Origin of the sequence: Actinomadura bangladeshensis (genome assembly GCF_004348335.1) — a bacterium.
Lineage (GTDB): Bacteria > Actinomycetota > Actinomycetes > Streptosporangiales > Streptosporangiaceae > Spirillospora > Spirillospora bangladeshensis.
Window position 1 is genome coordinate 1 of record NZ_SMJW01000095.1, and the last position, 16,359, is coordinate 16,359.

At 73.5% G+C, this 16,359-nt stretch carries 13 protein-coding genes and 1 pseudogene; 8 read left to right on the forward strand and 6 right to left on the reverse strand.

Annotated features, from left to right (window positions below; genetic code table 11):
* Positions 1 to 288 (reverse strand): annotated as a pseudogene (locus E1284_RS19545) (oxamate carbamoyltransferase subunit AllH family protein); the annotation flags it as partial.
* A 213-nt stretch (positions 289 to 501) separates the two neighbouring features.
* On the opposite strand from E1284_RS19545, the gene E1284_RS19550 reads away from it, so the two are divergent.
* The 5 genes from E1284_RS19550 to cutA all read left to right on the forward strand — a co-directional run bounded on the left by E1284_RS19550 (position 502) and on the right by cutA (position 7,617).
* Complete coding sequence (locus tag E1284_RS19550; RefSeq protein ID WP_131940925.1) at positions 502 to 2,247, forward strand: PucR family transcriptional regulator; 1,746 nt, start codon at positions 502 to 504, stop codon at positions 2,245 to 2,247.
* Positions 2,248 to 2,386: 139 nt separating this feature from the next.
* The gene (locus tag E1284_RS19555; RefSeq protein WP_131940927.1) at positions 2,387 to 3,850 is read left to right on the forward strand and encodes a uracil-xanthine permease family protein; all 1,464 of its coding nucleotides are present in this window, start codon (positions 2,387 to 2,389) and stop codon (positions 3,848 to 3,850) included.
* A gap of 3 nt (positions 3,851 to 3,853) precedes the next feature.
* Entirely contained in the window at positions 3,854 to 4,717 is an 864-nt protein-coding gene (locus tag E1284_RS19560; protein ID WP_131940929.1) for an FAD binding domain-containing protein, read from the forward strand.
* The gene (locus tag E1284_RS19565; RefSeq protein WP_131940931.1) at positions 4,717 to 5,202 is read left to right on the forward strand and encodes a (2Fe-2S)-binding protein; all 486 of its coding nucleotides are present in this window, start codon (positions 4,717 to 4,719) and stop codon (positions 5,200 to 5,202) included. The genes E1284_RS19560 and E1284_RS19565 overlap by 1 nt, the downstream gene beginning before the upstream one ends.
* Positions 5,203 to 7,617, forward strand: a complete 2,415-nt coding sequence (gene cutA / locus E1284_RS19570) for an aerobic carbon-monoxide dehydrogenase large subunit (RefSeq protein WP_131940933.1) — start codon at positions 5,203 to 5,205, stop codon at positions 7,615 to 7,617.
* A gap of 145 nt (positions 7,618 to 7,762) precedes the next feature.
* On the opposite strand, the gene E1284_RS19575 is transcribed toward cutA, so the two are convergent.
* Positions 7,763 to 8,605, reverse strand: coding sequence for a polysaccharide deacetylase family protein (locus E1284_RS19575; protein WP_131940935.1), 843 nt, complete (start codon positions 8,603 to 8,605; stop codon positions 7,763 to 7,765).
* A gap of 204 nt (positions 8,606 to 8,809) precedes the next feature.
* Here E1284_RS19575 and E1284_RS19580 point away from each other — a divergent pair, with 204 nt between their 5' ends.
* On the forward strand, positions 8,810 to 9,463 hold the full coding sequence (locus tag E1284_RS19580; RefSeq protein WP_131940937.1) for an SRPBCC family protein: 654 nt from the start codon (positions 8,810 to 8,812) through the stop codon (positions 9,461 to 9,463).
* 88 nt (positions 9,464 to 9,551) lie between these two features.
* Here the strand turns inward: E1284_RS19580 and E1284_RS19585 are convergent, their stop codons facing one another.
* Positions 9,552 to 9,926, reverse strand: coding sequence for an FKBP-type peptidyl-prolyl cis-trans isomerase (locus tag E1284_RS19585; protein WP_131940939.1), 375 nt, complete (start codon positions 9,924 to 9,926; stop codon positions 9,552 to 9,554).
* 146 nt (positions 9,927 to 10,072) lie between these two features.
* Here E1284_RS19585 and E1284_RS19590 point away from each other — a divergent pair, with 146 nt between their 5' ends.
* Both E1284_RS19590 and E1284_RS19595 read left to right on the forward strand, forming a co-directional pair.
* Positions 10,073 to 12,112 (forward strand): hydantoinase/oxoprolinase family protein, encoded by a 2,040-nt coding sequence (locus E1284_RS19590; protein WP_131940941.1) that lies wholly within the window; start codon positions 10,073 to 10,075, stop codon positions 12,110 to 12,112.
* On the forward strand, positions 12,109 to 13,998 hold the full coding sequence (locus tag E1284_RS19595; protein ID WP_131940943.1) for a hydantoinase B/oxoprolinase family protein: 1,890 nt from the start codon (positions 12,109 to 12,111) through the stop codon (positions 13,996 to 13,998). Before E1284_RS19590 ends, E1284_RS19595 begins: the two co-directional genes overlap by 4 nt.
* Positions 13,999 to 14,018: 20 nt before the next feature.
* On the opposite strand, the gene E1284_RS19600 is transcribed toward E1284_RS19595, so the two are convergent.
* From E1284_RS19600 to E1284_RS19610, 3 genes are all read right to left on the reverse strand, one after another.
* Positions 14,019 to 15,074, reverse strand: coding sequence for a hypothetical protein (locus tag E1284_RS19600; protein WP_131940945.1), 1,056 nt, complete (start codon positions 15,072 to 15,074; stop codon positions 14,019 to 14,021).
* A 5-nt stretch (positions 15,075 to 15,079) separates the two neighbouring features.
* Positions 15,080 to 15,286: a hypothetical protein gene (locus E1284_RS19605; protein WP_131940947.1), complete on the reverse strand. Its 207-nt coding sequence runs from the start codon at positions 15,284 to 15,286 to the stop codon at positions 15,080 to 15,082.
* Between the two features lie 155 nt (positions 15,287 to 15,441).
* Entirely contained in the window at positions 15,442 to 16,341 is a 900-nt protein-coding gene (locus E1284_RS19610; protein ID WP_131940949.1) for a class I SAM-dependent methyltransferase, read from the reverse strand.
* Positions 16,342 to 16,359 lie beyond the last annotated feature (18 nt).

Sequence of the window (16,359 nt, forward strand, 5' to 3'; positions counted from 1 at the left end):
GTCCCCGCCCTCCCGGACCGACCGGAACGGGTGCTCGCGGCGCGTCGCGACGACCACCACCGCGTTGGGCAGCCGCCCGGCGTCGGAGGTGACGACGGCGAGCACGCGCGGCTCGGGGCCGCCCCGCATCTCCAGGTACAGCGCCGACGGGAACACCGCGATGACGCGGGCCGCGCGGCCCGGCGGGTCCAGCAGCGGCCGCAGCGCGAGGCTCGCGGCCCCGGCGGCGGGCGGCCGCCGCCGCGGCCGGGCCTGGAGCGGGATCGGGTCGCGGACGAGTGCGGTCACGGATCCTCCCGAGACCGGTGTCGGTGGCCGCCCGCGGCGCGCGGGAGGCCCGGCCTCCGCGACGACGGTAGAACGGCCCCCGCACCGGACGTATGGAGAAAGCTGCCAAGGATGGTTGTCATCGTTCGTCTTTGTTGTCATTTTTGATCAGGAACCGGTAGCGATCACATCGTCACGGACGATGTACGCACCAAAAGCGAGGTGACCCCTGGCATGAGCTACACCACTGCGGACCCGGGCCCACCGGCCCTCCGGCTCGCGAGTACCGGAACACTGACCTACGGCCTGTCGGTGGGCGAGGTCCTCGGCGTCAGCACCCTGAACGGCGCCCGCCTCATCGCCGGCCGCGCCGGACTCGAGCGCGTCGTCCAGCGGCTCAACGTGATGGAGGTCCCCGACATCCTGTCGTGGGTCAAACCGAACGAGCTGCTCCTCACCACCGGATACCCCCTGCGCAACACCCCCCAGTCCCTCGACAACCTGGTCGCCGACCTCGACGAGCGCGGCCTCGCGGCGCTCGCCATCAAGCTCGGCCGCTACCTGGACGTGCTGCCCGCCGAGATGATCGCGCAGGCGGACCGGCGCGGCTTCCCCCTGATCCTGCTCCCGAACGACGTCGGCTTCGACGACATCCTGAACCAGGTCCTCACCGACATCCTGAACCGGCAGGCGGCCGTCCTCGCCCGCACCGAGGAGGTGCACCGGGCGCTCGTGCAGATCGTGCTGTGCGGCGGCGGCCTCCAGGAGGTCGTGGACGAGGTCGCGACCCTGCTGGACGTCGCGGTCGTGGTGCTGGACGGCGAGCAGCGCGTGCTCGCCGGCGCCGGGCCCGACGAGCACGTCCAGGCGATGCGCGCGTTCGACGCGGGCCGGCACGCGGCCTGCGGGCGCGGCGGCTGCGGCGTCATCGGCGCGCACGGCACCGGCGACCACCTGGTCGTGCCGGTGATGGCGGGCGGCTTCGACCACGGCCGGATCGTCGCGTTCAGCCCCGCCGGCACGCTGCGCGGCACCGACCTCGGCATCCTGGAGCGCGCCGCGACTGTCGCCGCGCTCGTGGTGACCAAGCAGCAGGCGGTCGCGGCGGTGGAGAGCAAGTACCGCGCCGACTTCCTGCGCGACATCCTCGCCGGGCGCGCCGGCGGCGACGACCGCGTCGTCGCGCACTGCGGCGGGTTCGGCTGGGACCTGGACCGCCCGATGATGGTGGTCGTCGCCGAACTGGACGGCCGCCCGCGCGGCGCCGAACCCGACGGCAAGGGCCGCGCGAAGGCGCCCGACCCCGACGGCCGGGGCCGCGGCGCCGAGGAGCGGACCGCGCAGGAGCGGCTCGCCGCGGCGTGGACGACGGCCGTCCGCCGGCACGACCGGGGCGCGGCGGTCGCGAGCTTCGCGCACGAGGTCGTCGCGGTCGTCGGCGCCGACGGCGACGACCCCGCCGAGTGGGCGGCCGGGCCGGTGCAGGCGATGATGAAGGAGGCGTCGTCGATCTTCGCCGAGCACCTGCCGGTGCGGCGGACGTTCTCCACCGGCGTCAGCCGGACGGTGGCGTCCCCGGCGGCGCTGCCCGAGGCGTACGAGCAGGCGGTGAAGGCCGTCCGGGTCGGCCGCCAGCTCAACGGCGCCGGCGCGCGCGCCCACTTCGACCAGCTCGGCGTGTACCGGCTGCTCAGCCTGGTGTCGGATCCGGGGGAACTGCACGCGTTCGTCCGGGAGACGCTCGGCGACCTCGCCGCCGACGACGAGCCGGAGCTGGTCGACCTGCGCCGCACCCTGCAGGTGCTGCTGGAGACCAACCTCAACGTCGCCGAGACGGCCCGCCGGCTCCACTTCCACTACAACACGCTCCGCTACCGCATCGGGAAGCTGGAGCGGATGCTCGGCGCCTTCACCGAGGACGCGCATCTCCGGCTCAACCTCACCCTCGCCCTGCACGTACTGCGCATGCGCGGTATCTGAGCGTAGTGCAAGATGGCTCACACCGGCCGGTGCTCCCAACCGGCGCGGCGGGGGTTTGGCAGATGTCGCCGATGCCCGCCTGCGAGGGTAGATCTACCTTGCCCGCATGAACGCGGTCGGCTGAGCAGGAGGAACCCCTATGGCGATCGGCTGGAAGCTGCACGGTGACGGACGGACGCCGCCGCCAGGGGAGGTCGTCCGCCCGGACGAGCGGCTGTCGTGGCCGCGCACCGCCGGGATCGGCGCCCAGCACGTGGTGGCGATGTTCGGCGCGACGTTCGTGTTCCCGATCGTCATGGGCCTGGACCCGAACCTCGCGATCATGATGTCCGGGGTCGCCACGATCCTGTTCCTGCTGATCGTCGGCGGCCGGGTGCCGAGCTACCTCGGCACCAGCGCCTCGTTCGTCGGCGCGGTCGCGGCGATCCGCGCCGCGGGCGGCGACAGCGCGACCGTGACCGGCGCGATCCTCGTCTCCGGCGCCGTGCTCGCGCTGATCGGCGTGCTCATCCACGTCGCCGGCGCCGAGGTCATCCACCGGGTGTTCCCGCCCGTGGTGACCGGCGCGGTGGTCATGCTCATCGGGTTCAACCTCGCGCCCGTCGTCGCGACCGTCTACTGGCCGCAGGACCAGTGGGTCGCGCTCGCCACGCTCGGCTTCGCCGTGCTCTGCGCGGTGCTGCTGCGCGGGTTCTGGGCGCGCATCACGATCCTGCTGGCGCTGGTCTTCGGCTTCGTCCTCTCGTGGATTCTCGACAACACCGCGGGCCGGATCACGTCAGTCCTCCCCGGCCAGAACCTGCTGGACGGCGCGGGCAGGTCCTGCACGGCGGAGGGCGCGTACTGCGTCGCCACCGCGTTCCCGCACGAGCGGGTCGACTTCGCGGGCGTGAAGGCCGCCGACTGGTTCGGGTTCCCGAGCCTGCACGGGCCCGACTTCAAGACCTCGGCGATCCTGCTGGCGCTGCCCGCGGTCATCGCGCTGATCGCGGAGAACACCGGGCACGTCAAGGCCGTCTCGGCGATGACCGGGGAGGACCTGAACCCCGTCCTCGGCCGCGCGATCACCGCCGACGGCATCGGCACCACCCTCGCCAGCGCGGTCGGCGGCTCGCCGACCACCACCTACGCCGAGAACATCGGCGTCATGGCCGCCACCCGGATCTACTCGACCGCCGCCTACTACGTCGCCGCGATCGTGGCGATCCTGTTCGGCCTGTGCCCGAAGTTCGGCGCGCTCGTCGCCGCGACGCCGGGCGGCGTGCTCGGCGGCATCACCGTCGTCCTCTACGGGATGATCGGGCTGCTCGGCGCGAAGATCTGGATCGAGAACCGGGTCGACTTCGCCGACCCGGTCAACCTCGTCCCGGTCGCCGCCGCGATCATCCTGGCGATCGGGAACGTGACGCTCCAGGTCACCGACGACTTCCCGCTGCAGGGCATCGCGCTCGGCACCATCGCCGTCCTGCTCGGCTACCACGTCCTGAACGTGCTGCGCAGACCGGAGGACTACGGCGGCGGCGTCATCGCCCCGGCCGAGGAGGAGATCGGCGGGCCGGTCCGCCCGGCACCGGACAAGGCCCCGAACACGGATGCGGGCTGACGCGTGAAGCCGCCCCCGTTCGGCTACCACGCCCCCGGCACGGTCGGCGAGGCGCTCGACGCGCTCGCCGCCGCGCCGGGCGGCAAGGTGCTCGCGGGCGGGCAGAGCCTCATCCCGCTGCTGAACATGCGCCTCGCCGCGCCGTCCGACCTGGTCGACATCAACCGGATCGGCGAACTGGACACCCTCCACGCCGGGGACGAGGGCGTCCGGGTGGGCGCGCTCGCCCGGCACGCGCGGGTCGAGCGGTCGGCGGAGGCGGCGGCCGTCCAGCCGCTGCTCGGGCGGGCGCTGCGGCACGTCGCGCACCCCGTCATCCGGAACCGGGGGACGGTCGTCGGCAGCCTCGCGCACGCCGACCCCGCCGCCGAACTGCCCGCCGTGCTCGCCGTCCTCGGCGGGACGGTCGAGGCCGCGTCGGCGGCGGGGCGCCGCACGATCCCGGCCGCCGCGTTCTTCACCGGGCCCCTGGAGTCGGCGCTGGCGCCCGGCGAGCTGGCCGTGTCCGCGTTCTTCCCGGCGGCGCCGCCGCGCACCGGCACCGCGTTCACCGAGACGGCCCGGCGGCACGGCGACTACGCGCTCGCCGGGGTCGCCGCCGTCGTCACCCTCGACGAGGACCTGCGGGTGGCGGCGGCCCGCGCCGGGTACCTGGGCATCGCCGCGACCCCGCTCGTCCTCGACCTCACCGGGGCGGCCGGCCCGAACGGCGACTGGGCGGCCGCCGCCGCGCACGTCCGCGACCGGATCGACCCCGAACCCGACATCCATGCCGGCGTCGCGTACCGGCGGCACCTGACCGGCGTGCTCACCGAGCGCGCGCTGCGCACGGCGGCGGCCGAGGCGCTGCGGAAGGCGGAGGACTGATGGAGGAGAGCTTCGAGGTCGCGCTGACCGTCAACGGGACGCACCGCACCGCCCGCGTCCCGGCCAGGCGGCTGCTGTCGGACCTGCTCCGGCACGATCTCGGGCTCACCGGCACGCACGTCGGCTGCGAGCACGGCGTCTGCGGCTGCTGCACCGTCCTGCTGGACGGGGAGCCGGTGCGCTCGTGCCTGATGTTCGCCGTCACCGCCGCCGGCCACGAGGTCACCACCGTCGAGGGGCTCGCCGCCGAGGACGGCACGCCGTCGCCGGTGCAGCGCGCCTTCCGCGAATGCCACGGCCTGCAATGCGGGTTCTGCACGCCCGGTTTCCTCTGCACGGTCACGGCCCTGCTGCGGGAGACGCCGCGCCCCACCGAGGACCAGGTCCTGGAGGGCATCTCCGGGAACCTGTGCCGCTGCACCGGCTACCAGAACATCGTCGCGTCGGTGCACCGCGCCGCCGACCTGCTCGCCGAGGAGTCGTAGATGGGCACGCGCGTCTTCGGGGAACGGGTCGAGCGGCGGGAGGACGAGCGGCTCACCACCGGCCGGGGCCGCTACCTCGACGACCTCGGGCGGGACGCGCTCGCCGCCGCGTTCGTCCGGTCCCCGCACGCGCACGCCCGGATCGCCGACATCGACGTGTCCGGGGCGCTCGACGTCGACGGCCTCGTCGCCGTCTACACCCACGAGGACCTCCCCGGCCGGATCGGGGAGCCGCTGCCGCTGCTCATCCCGCACCCCGCGCTGACGCACGGCCGCACCGGGTACCCGCTGGCCCGCGACGTCGTCCGGCACGTCGGCGAGCCCGTCGCGATGGTCGTCGCCCGCGACCGCTACCTGGCCGAGGACGCCGCCGAGCGCATCCGCGTCGAGTACGAGCCGCTGCCCGCCGTCGTCGGCATCGAGGCGGCGGCGCGCGCGGACCACCTCGTCCACGACGACGTGCCCGGCAACGTCGGCGCCGTCCTCGTCCAGGAGAACGGGGACGCGCGCGCCGCGATCGCGGCGGCGCCGCACGTGCTGGAGTTCGGCCTGTCCATCGAGCGCAGCGCGTCCATGCCGCTGGAGGGGCGCGGCGTCTACGCGCGCTGGGACGCCGACGACGGGTCGTTGCGGGTGTACTCCTCGACGCAGGCGTCCACCAGCGTGCGCGCCGCGATCGCCGCGCGGCTCGGGCTGCCGAACGGCAAGGTCGAGGTGATCGCGCCGGACGTCGGCGGCGGGTTCGGCGTGAAGATCGTCCACCCGTGGCCGGAGGAGATCCTCGTCCCGTGGGCGGCGCGGCTGCTGGACCGCGAGATCAAGTGGACCGAGGACCGCCGCGAGCACTTCGTGTCCGCCGCCCACGAGCGCGGCCAGCTCCAGGACGTCCGGGTCGGGTTCGACGGCGACGGCCGCGTCCTCGGCCTCGACGTCCGGATCCGGCACGACCACGGCGCCTACACCCCGTACGGGATCATCATCCCGATCGTCACGTCCACCCAGCTCCTCGGCCCCTACAAGATCGGCGCGTACCGGGCGGAGGTGACGAGCCTCTACACCAACACGCTCATCGTCACCCCGTACCGGGGCGCGGGCCGGCCGCAGGGCGTGTTCTGCATGGAGCGGACGATGGACCGCATCGCCCGCCACCTCGGCCTCGACCGCGCCGGCGTGCGCGCCGCGAACTTCATCCAGCCCGACGAGTTCCCCTACGACCAGGGCCTCACCTTCCAGGACGGCCGCCCGCTCATCTACGACTCGGGCGACTACCCCGAGCTGCTCGGCAGGGCCAGGGAGCTGATCGGCTGGGACGGGTTCGAGGCCGAGCGCGCCGCCGCCGCGTCCAGGGGCCGCCGCATCGGCATCGGCCTCGGCGTCTACGTCGAGGGCACGGGGGTCGGCCCGTACGAGGGCGGGCACGTCGAGATCGACACCGCCGGGCGCGTGCACGTGTCGACCGGGCTGACCTCGCAGGGCCAGGGCCACGAGACGGTGTTCGCGCAGATCGCCGCCGCCGAGCTCGGCGTCCCGATCGAGGACGTCCACGTCACGACCGGCGACACCCGCAGGTTCGGGTACGCGGTCGGGACGTTCGCGTCCCGCGCCGCCGTGATGAGCGGCAACGCGATCGCGCTCGCCAGCCGGAAGGTCCGCGCCAAGGCGCTGCGCATCGCCGGGGAGGCCCTGGAGGCCGACCCGGACGACCTGGACATCACCGACGGCGTCGTCCACGTGCGGGGCGACCGGGCGGCGGCCGTCCCGCTGCGGACGGTCGCGGTCCTGTCGAACCCGCTGCGGTACGCCTTCGACGAGGAGGCCGCGGCGGCGACGCAGTTCGCGGTGGGCGGCCCGGTGACCGAGCCGCCGGTCGCCACCGGCGACGAGCCGGGCCTGGAGGGGCGCGACTACTACTCGCCGGTCCGGTCGACGTTCGCCGCCGGCGCGCACGCCGCGATCGTCGAGGTCGACCCGGACACGGCCGAGATCGCTATCCTCCGCTACGCCGTCGTCCACGACTGCGGGCGGCTCATCAACCCGATGGTCGTGGAGGGGCAGATCCACGGCGGCGTCGCGCAGGGCGTCGGCGGCGCCCTGTACGAGCGGATGGTCTACGACGAGTCGGGCCAGTTGCTCAACGCGTCGTTCATGGACTTCCTCATGCCGTACGCGACGGAGATCCCGCACATCGAGACCGACCACCTGGAGACGCCGTCGCCGCTGAACCCGCTCGGCATCAAGGGCGCGGGGGAGGCGGGCGTCATCCCGGTGTCGGCGGTGATCGCCTCGGCCGTGGAGGACGCGGAGGGCGTCCGCGTCGACGCGATGCCGCTCTCCCCGGACGCGCTCCACACCCTCCGGGAGCGGGCGGCGGGCGACCCGTCCCTGCGGGTCCGGGAGGACGCCCGCACCGGCTGAGGCGGCCCGCCGGGTGGCCGGAGAGGTCTGTGCTGGCGGGGTCGGCTCGGGTTGCGGGGGACCTCAACCCCGCCAGCGAGTTGACCCTAGTCGAGCCCTGCCCCGGCCTTCGCCGTAACCGGGATTCCTCCGGGAAGGTCGGGAATCAGCCGTGCGCGGGCGTGTCGGGGGCGTTCCCGCCGAGCGACGTCGGCAGGTAGTTCTCCACGGCCGCGGGCCGGAACCCGGCCTGCCTGATCCAGCCGAGGATCATCTTGAGCTCCCCGGCGAGCCCCTTGCGGTAGTGCATGAGGATGATGTCGCCGGGCTTGAACCCCTTGCCGCCGTCGCCGCGCGCGAACCCGTTGTAGCCGACGCCGGGGCCGGACGTGCCGTTGTAGAACTCCGCCGACCACAGCAGCACCGACTTGATGCCGCACTCCTTGGCGACCTGCAGGGTCGTCTGGTTGTAGCTGCCGAACGGCGGCCGGAAGATCTCGGGCCGGCGGCCGTACTGGGTCTGGATGGCGTCCGAGGCCCCGCAGATCTGCTTCTTCTGCGCCTCGGCGGCGAGCGTCGCCATGTTGGGGTGGTCGATGGTGTGGTTCTCCATCGGCGAGCCCGCGTTGCGCATCGCCCAGAAGTACTGCCCCTGGCCCTTGATGTAGGTCGAGGTCAGGAACGTCAGGATCGGGACCTTCTCCTTGCGGACCAGGTCCACGAACTCCGAGTCGTAGGTGTAGCCGTCGTCGATCGTGAGGAAGACGACGCGGTCCTGGGTCTCGATGCGGCTGATGACCGCGGGCAGGCCGTTGGCGGCCGGCTTCGGCATCGTCCAGGAGCCGGGCTTCGGCGTCGCCCACTTCTGGTCGCCGAGCACCGAGGCGAGCTGCGTCGCCATGGACGGGCCCGAATCGCCGGCCTGCGCCGTCACGACGGGCCAGCCGCCCGCCGCCGCGCCGAACACGCCGGCGGCAACCATGGCGATCCAGGGCGTCTTCCCTCGCATCGGCCGTGTACTCCGTTCGGTGGGGGTCTCCGTGTTCCGCATCGGTTGACGCACCGGCCGGGGCCGGGGTTCGCACTCGACCGGAACCTCCGGACATATCTGACCATTTCAGCGGGGTCTCCGAGGTGCATCTGCCCAATCCTCGGCGTGTACTCGGCAGATGTTGCCGTTCGGCGCGGCGGCGGCGTTCTCTACAGTCGGGTCATGCAGCTGAACGGCAGTGCCGGCGTCGCGGCGCCGCTCGACCGCGTCTGGGACGCCCTCCAGGACCCGGCCGTCCTCGCCAGGACGATCCCGGGATGCCGCTCCCTGGAGGAGACGGGACCGGGCACCTACCGGATGACGGTCACCGCGGGCGTCGCCTCGATCCAGGGCACCTACGTGGGGCAGGTGGAACTCGCCGAACCCGACCCGCCGCGCTCGTTCGTGCTGAAGGCGCGGGGGCAGGGCGCGCCGGGCACGGTCGACGCGACCGTCCGCGTCCGGCTGTCGGACGGCGGCGGCGCGACCCGCATCGACTACGACGCGGACGCGGTCGTCGGCGGCATGGTCGGCGGGGTCGGGCAGCGGATGCTCGGCAGCGTCGCCAAGCGCACCGCGGGCGAGTTCTTCGCCGCCGTCGAACGCGACCTGTGCGCGCCCGCCGCCGGACCGGCGCCGCTCGCGGAACCCGCGGCGGCCGCACCCGCCGGGCGGGCGGGCGGCGGCGCGGTCTACCCGGGGCGCGCCGCCGCGGCACCGGACCGGCCGTCGGTGGCATGGCCGATGGCCGCGGCGTTCGCCTCCGGCGGCGCGGTCGCGCTCGCCGGCGTCGCCCTCGGCTACCTGCTCGGCCGCCGCTCCCGCCGGCCGCGCTGAGCCGGCCCCGGACACGGATGCGGCGGGCATCCGGGCGGGTTCTCACCCCCCGGATCGCCCGCCGTTGTGCTCGGTGCGCCCCGCCGGGTCAGCCGACCGCGACGAGGTCGACGACGAAGATCAGCGTCTCGCCCGGCTTGATCGCCGGGCTCGGGCTGCGGTCGCCGTAGGCCAGGTGCGGCGGGATGACGAGCTTGCGGCGGCCGCCGACCTTCATGCCGACGATGCCCATGTCCCAGCCCTTGATGACGCGGCCGGCGCCGAGCTGGAAGTCGAGCGTGGAGCCGCGGTTCCAGGACGCGTCGAACTCCTCGCCGGTGGACCACGACACGCCCACGTAGTGCATCGACACGGTCGAGCCCTTGGCGGCCTCGGGGCCGTCGCCCTCGGTGATGTCGGTGATGTCGAGGTACTCCGGCGGCTGTCCCTCGGGGAAGTCGATCTCGGGGCGTTCAAGCGCCATGGAAGGGCTCCAGCTATGTCGTCGTGATGGCACGTGCGATGGGAAAGGGACCAGCCTAGCCCCACGCGCCTGCACGAAAGAACGACCCGCCCGTTGGCAGATTGCGACGGTTCCGCGGGCGGGCGCCGTCCGGTAGACCCTTCATCATGGCGAGGCGGCTGCGGATCGGGATCGACACGGGCGGGACGTTCACCGACGTCGTCGCGCTGGACGAGCGCGGCGCGCTCGTCACCACCAAGACGCCCTCGACCCCCGCCGACCCGGCGGAGGGCTTCGCGAACGGCGTCGGCAAGGTGCTCGGCCTGCTCGGCGCGGAACCGGAGGACGTCGCGGCGCTGTCGCACGGCACCACCGTCGCGACGAACCGGCTCCTCGAAGACCGGATCGACGACCTCGGCCTCGTCACGACCGAGGGCTTCGAGTCGATCCTGGAGATCGCGCGGCAGAGCGTCCCGGACGGCTACGGCAACAGCTACTTCTGGGTGAAGCCGCCCCGGATCGTCCCGGTGCACCGGGTGCGGGCGGTCGGCGGGCGGCTCGACCACACCGGCGCCGAGATCCGCCCGTTCGACGAGGCGTCGGCGGTCGCGGCGGCCCGCTGGTTCCGCGACCGGGGCGTCCTCGCGATCGGGGTGTGCCTCCTGCACTCCTACGCCGACCCGTCGCACGAGCTGGCGATGCGGGAGGTGCTGCGCCGCGAGCACCCGGACGCCGTCGTGTCGCTGTCGTGCGAGGTGCTGCGCGAGTACCGCGAGTACGAGCGGTCGGTGACCACGCTCGTGGACGCCGCCGTGAAACCCGCCATGAACGGCTACCTGGCGCGCATCGCCGAGCGGGTCGCGTCCCCGCTGCTGGTGATGAAGAGCAACGGCGGCGTGCTGTCGGCGGACGAGGTCGCGCGGCAGCCGATCACGACCGTGCTGTCGGGCCCGGCGGCGGGCGCGCTCGGTGCGGCGTTCGTCGTCGCGCACAGCGGCCACGGCTCGGTCGTGACCCTCGACGGCGGCGGGACGTCCACGGACGTCGCGGTCGTCCTGGACGGCGAGCCGACGCTGACGACCGAGGGCTCGATCGGCCGCCATCCGGTCAAGATCCCGATGATCGACATCGTGACGGTCGGCGCGGGCGGCGGCTCGGTCGCGTGGCGGTCGCCCGAGGGCGCGCTGAAGGTCGGGCCGCGCAGCGCCGGCGCCGACCCCGGCCCGCTCTGCTACGGGCGCGGCGGCACCGAGGCCACGGTGACCGACGCGCACGCCGTCCTCGGCCGGATCCCGCCGCACCTGCTCGGCGGCGAAGTGCCCCTGGACGCGGACGCCGCCCGGCGCGGCCTCGCGGCCCTCGCCGGTGACCTCGGCCTGCCGCTCGAACGCGCGGCCGCCGGGATCCTGGAGATCTCCGCGTGGAACCAGGCCAACGCGATCCGGCAGATCACGGTGAAGCGGGGCCTGGACGTCCGCGACTACCCGCTGGTCGCGTTCGGCGGCTCGGGGCCGCTGCTGGCGTGCCGGCTGCTCGACGTCCTCGGCCTGCCCGCCGCCGTCGTCCCGGAGAACCCCGGCAACCTGTCGGCGTTCGGCCTGCTCACGGTGGACGTGAAGAACGACTACGTCCGGACGCGGGTCGTCCGCGACGCCGAACTGGACCCCGCCCTCCTGGACGCCGTCTACGCCGACCTCGAGTCCGAGGCGGCCGAGGCCCTGGCCCGCGAGGGCTTCCCGGCCGATCGCCGCCGCTTCGCCCGCTCCGCCGACCTGCGCTACTGCGGCCAGGCGTTCGAGGTGCGGGTGCCCGCGCCCGCCGGACCGCCGGACGAGGCGTTCCGCGCCGAGGCCGTCCGCCGGTTCCACGACGCCCACGAGGCCCTCTACGGCTACTGCTACCGGGACGATCCGCGCCATCCGGTCGAATGGGTGAACCTGCGGGTCTCCGGGATCGGCCCGATCGACCGCCCGCGCCTGGCCGAACGTCCGGCGGGCGACGGCGACCCGTCCCGCGCCCGGACCGGCACCCGCCCGGTCTACTTCGACGCGTGGGAGGAGACGGCGATCTACCGGCGCGAGGCACTCGCCCCCGGCGACACCGTCGAGGGCCCGGCGGTCATCGAGGAGTTCGGCTCGACGCTCCCGCTCCACCCCGGCTTCACCGCCGCCCTCGACGGCCACGGAAACCTGGTGGTGACCCGATGATCGACCCGATCCTGCTGGAGATCGTCGAGGGGACGCTCGCGTCCGTGGAGCGCGAGGTCGAGACGGCCATCGCCCGCACGGCCCGCTCCCCGATGATCCGGGACGCGCACGACTTCCGCGCGGGCATCCACGACCGCCGCCTCCGCAAGCTCACCGGCCGCTCCTACTCGGCGCTCGTCCAGCCGGTCGCGCGCGACTTCCCCGTGGAGACCATGCGTCCCGGCGACGTGTTCTTCCACAACGACGTGTACCTGTCGGAGGGCGGCATCGGACACCTTCCCGACCTGTGCGTCACCGTCCCGGTGTTCCACGAGGACGAGGTTGTCGCGTTCGTCCAGGCGTTCGGCCACCACGACGACATCGGCGGCGCCGTCCCCGGCTCGATGCCGAGCCACGCCCGCAGCGCGTTCGAGGAGGGCCTGATGGTCCCCCCGATCAGACTCTGGGACCGGGGCGTCCCGAACGAGGCCGCGCTGACGATCATGACCCGCAACTCGCGGATGCCCGACTCCCTCGCCGGCGACCTCGACGCCGAATGCTCCGCCTGCCTGATGGGCGCCCGCCGCCTCGGCGACCTGTTCGCCCGCTACGGCCGCGCGGACGTCGAGGCGTGCTTCGACGCGATCATCGACCGCACCACCGAGACGTTCCGCCGCGAACTGCTCGCCAAGATCCCCGACGGCACCTTCGTGTGGGAGGACTACGCCGAGCACGACGGCGTGGACCCGCCCCGCCTGCACGCCCAGCGCATCACCCTCACCGTCGACAAGGCGGCCGCCGTCCCCCTCGTCATCGACTTCACCGGCACGTCGCCCCAGGCCAAGGGCCCCATCAACCATGCCGGCGACTACTCGGGCGGAGTCTTCCTGAAGAAGTGGCTGGCCCCCGTCCTGCGCAACCTGGCCGACACGCCCGAACGGGCCGCCGAACTGGACGTGAACGAGGGCGTCGTCCCCCTCATCGAGATGCGCTTCCCGGAGAAGGGCACCCTCCTCACCCCGGTCTTCCCGGCCCCGACCAATGCCCGGACCTTCGTCATCCTGCGGCTGCTCGGCGTCCTGGCCGGCGTCCTGGCCAAGGCCACGAACGGCCGGATGCCCGCCGACCAGGAGACGATCCGCTACACCGGCGTCCACGGCGAGGACGACCGGGGCCCGTACCTGATGCGCGAGGTCCTCGGCGGCGGCTCGGGCGGCCGCTACTACGCCGACGGCGAGGACACCGTCCACGTCGTCCCCGACTCCCGCAACATCCCCGCCGAGTTCGCCGAGGCCCGCTGGCCGTTCATCGTGGAGCGCCTCGGCCTCGCCGCGGACTCCGGCGGCCCGGGGGAGTACCGCGGCGGCCTCGGCTACGACAAGCACATCCGCATGCTCCGCGACGCCCGCTACATGTCGATCGCCGACCGCTCGATCCTGTCCTGCTGGGGCGTCAACGGCGGCCGGGCGGGGAGCCCGTTCCGCGTGGACATCGACGGCGAGGAGATGGACGGCCTGGTGGACGACCACCCGGTCAAGGCCGGCCAGACCATCCGCATCCGCACCACGGGCGGCGGCGGGTGGGGCGACCCGCTGAACCGCGACCCGTCCCGGGTGGCCGCCGACGTCCGCGACGGCAAGGTGTCCCCGGAGGGCGCCCACGACGACTACGGCGTAGTCCTCGAAGAAGGCGCGGTGGACGAGGAGGCGACGGCGACTTTGCGCGCACGTCTACGCGCCGAACGCGGTCCCGTCCCCTTCTTCGACCGGGGCCCCGGCTACCCGCACCTCGCCGACGGCGCAACCTCCGCCGAAGTCGACGCCCATGAAGCCGCCCCCTCGTCCACCCAGAGCCCGGCGGAACGAGCGACGCCGCCCGCGGCCGACTCGTCGGGCGGAGGCCGCTGAATCACCCCGAGAGCCTTAGGTCAAGGACCCTGGATGAAGGGCCGCAGTGCCGTCCGGTAGTCGCTCAGCGACGGGACGGTCTCGTCTTGGAGGACGTCGTCGTAAGGCGGCTCGCCGCGGACGAACTTTACGGGAGCGCACTCGTCCGTGCCGGCCGGGCCCGTCATCATCCGCCGGCCGACCCGGCGGCCGGTGCGCGCCTCGTAGACGTCGAGCCGGTGGCGGCCCTGGTAGGTCTCAACGCGCAGACCGCCCTCGTACGGGCACACCTGGATCGGTTCGTCCGACACTCGGCCCGCCTCGTAGCTGCACGCCACCAGCTGCACCTCGTCCGGTGCGGGCCGCTTCCCGTCCCGGCCCGCGGTCACGGGTTCGGAAGAGCCGATGCCGTCGCGGAAGAGGACCAGTGGATGCGGTCCCGTCCCGCCGTGCTCCGCCGCCCGCTCGAAGGGCCGGTCCTGCCGCCAGCACAGGCGGGCGAGGTCCCGCAGTCGCTCGGGCCGCTCGCCCAGGACGGCGGGGACCAGCCACGGCTGCACGATCCACCGCACGAGCGCCAGTGTCGCCGCGCCCACCGCCCCGGCCGCCAGCCGGGGGCGAAGCGACGCCCGCACCGGCTCCCGGCGCTCCACGGCCCTTCCCAGGTCTCTTGCGGCGGTCACCGGGCCGACGAGGACGGACCGTTCAGCGGTACCGTCCGTCCACACGAGGCGCCGGACCGACCTCGCGCCCCACTCGGGAGTGGTCAGCGAACCCCACGGGATCGCGATGGGCGCCGACCCCCGCGACCACACCAGCAGACCGTCATCGCACACGGCGAACCAGCGTCGCGGCCCGTCCAGTCCGGGCGGCGCCAGATGCGCCCAGCAGGCCAGCCCCGCCGCCAGCAGCGGGGGCAGCAGGAGCACGTACCGCCAGTCGAAGGCGGCGGCCACGGCGGCCACCATGGCGGAACCCAGGAGCCAGGGAGCGAGGCCGGTCCAGTCGGGCCGGCCCCGATGCTGCCGGTGCAGGCGCCGGACGTTCCCCAGGCCCGCCTCCGCGGCCCGCTTCGCCATCGGACGGTGCAGGTTCATCAGCCTCACCGCTCAGGCTCGCGGCCGGCGGTGAGATCAACGAAGACGCGGCCGGGGTCGCGCCGCCTCCAGCAGCGGAACATCAGCGCGACGCGATGTCCCGCGCCGGCGAACGAGCTGATCGGCCGTGACGGGTCGATGAGGAGGCGTAGGCGCGGCTCGTCCCACCGCCGGGCCACCACGGCCAGGGGACGGCCGGCCGCCGGATGCACGTGGTCTTCCCACCGGCGATCGTGGCAAGGAGGTGCCGTTGGAGGAGACGCGCGATGACGCCGGCCAGGGGCGTTCCGGGCGGCAGGTCGATGGTCTGGGCGTGGGGCGGGGCGTCGTCGCCCATGGCGACGCTCCAGCGGTTCCATGTCGATCATCATGGGCGGGACGCCGGCCGCGCTCGCCAGGCCTGCGCCTCTTCCGCGCGGCCCGTGCCGGCCATCAGGGCGGCGAGCCGTTCCGCTTCGTCCGGCTCCCTGGTGGCGCGGAGGGAGTACATCAGGGGGATGCCGGGGCGCCCTTCGGGGAGGCGGTAGGTGGTGCCGTGGCGTTCCAGGACGGAGAACCGCCGCCAGAGCGTGTATTCGTGCTCGTGCAGGAACTCGATGCGCAGTCCCGAATCGGCCAGGGCCGTTACTACCTCGCCTAGGCCGTGGACGAACTCGACTGACCGGGTGTGCTGGACGGACGCCTGCGGGTCGGCGTAGCTGCCGGCGTCCGGCTCGTCCCAGATCTGGGGTCCTTCGGCGAAGTAGTCGTAGGTGAGCGTGCGGCCTTCCGCGTCGTCGAGGGTGTCGGCGAAGGGGTGGAATTCCGCAAGGTAGACGAACCCGCCTGGGCGCAGAAGGGACGCGACGACCTGGGACCAGCGGTTGATGTCGGGCAGCCAGCACAGGGCGCCGAGCCCCGTGTAGACGATGTCATAGGTGTCGCCGAGGGCCGTTGGCGCGTCGTAGACGTCGGCGACGACGAAGCGGGCTTCCAATCCCGTCTCGTCCGCCACTGTGCGGGCGGCTTCGACGGCCTTCTCGGAGAAGTCCAAGCCGGTGACGTGGGCGCCTCGGCGAGCCCAGGAGAGTGTGTCGAGGCCGAAATGGCACTGCAGGTGGACCAGTCGGAGGCCGGTAACGTCCCCGACTTCGGCCAACTCGAAGTCCCGCAGGGTCTGGGCGCCGGCCTTGAATCCGGCGACGTCATAGAAGTCGCTGGCAACGTGAATCGGAACTCGCTCGTCCCAGAGCGCCTTGTTCACCGCGACGTAGTCTGCGCCAGTCATGGCTGCGAGCGTAAACCC

Bases quoted from the DNA above. Each gene is read 5' to 3' on its own strand.
- E1284_RS19550 (WP_131940925.1), top strand. From the start codon at position 502: ATGAGCTACACCACTGCGGACCCGGGCCCACCGGCCCTCCGGCTCGCG.
- E1284_RS19555 (WP_131940927.1), top strand. From the start codon at position 2,387: ATGGCGATCGGCTGGAAGCTGCACGGTGACGGACGGACGCCGCCGCCA.
- E1284_RS19565 (WP_131940931.1), top strand. From the start codon at position 4,717: ATGGAGGAGAGCTTCGAGGTCGCGCTGACCGTCAACGGGACGCACCGC.
- cutA (WP_131940933.1), top strand. From the start codon at position 5,203: ATGGGCACGCGCGTCTTCGGGGAACGGGTCGAGCGGCGGGAGGACGAG.
- E1284_RS19575 (WP_131940935.1), bottom strand. From the start codon at position 8,605: ATGCGAGGGAAGACGCCCTGGATCGCCATGGTTGCCGCCGGCGTGTTC.
- E1284_RS19580 (WP_131940937.1), top strand. From the start codon at position 8,810: ATGCAGCTGAACGGCAGTGCCGGCGTCGCGGCGCCGCTCGACCGCGTC.
- E1284_RS19585 (WP_131940939.1), bottom strand. From the start codon at position 9,926: ATGGCGCTTGAACGCCCCGAGATCGACTTCCCCGAGGGACAGCCGCCG.
- E1284_RS19590 (WP_131940941.1), top strand. From the start codon at position 10,073: ATGGCGAGGCGGCTGCGGATCGGGATCGACACGGGCGGGACGTTCACC.
- E1284_RS19595 (WP_131940943.1), top strand. From the start codon at position 12,109: ATGATCGACCCGATCCTGCTGGAGATCGTCGAGGGGACGCTCGCGTCC.
- E1284_RS19600 (WP_131940945.1), bottom strand. From the start codon at position 15,074: ATGAACCTGCACCGTCCGATGGCGAAGCGGGCCGCGGAGGCGGGCCTG.
- E1284_RS19610 (WP_131940949.1), bottom strand. From the start codon at position 16,341: ATGACTGGCGCAGACTACGTCGCGGTGAACAAGGCGCTCTGGGACGAG.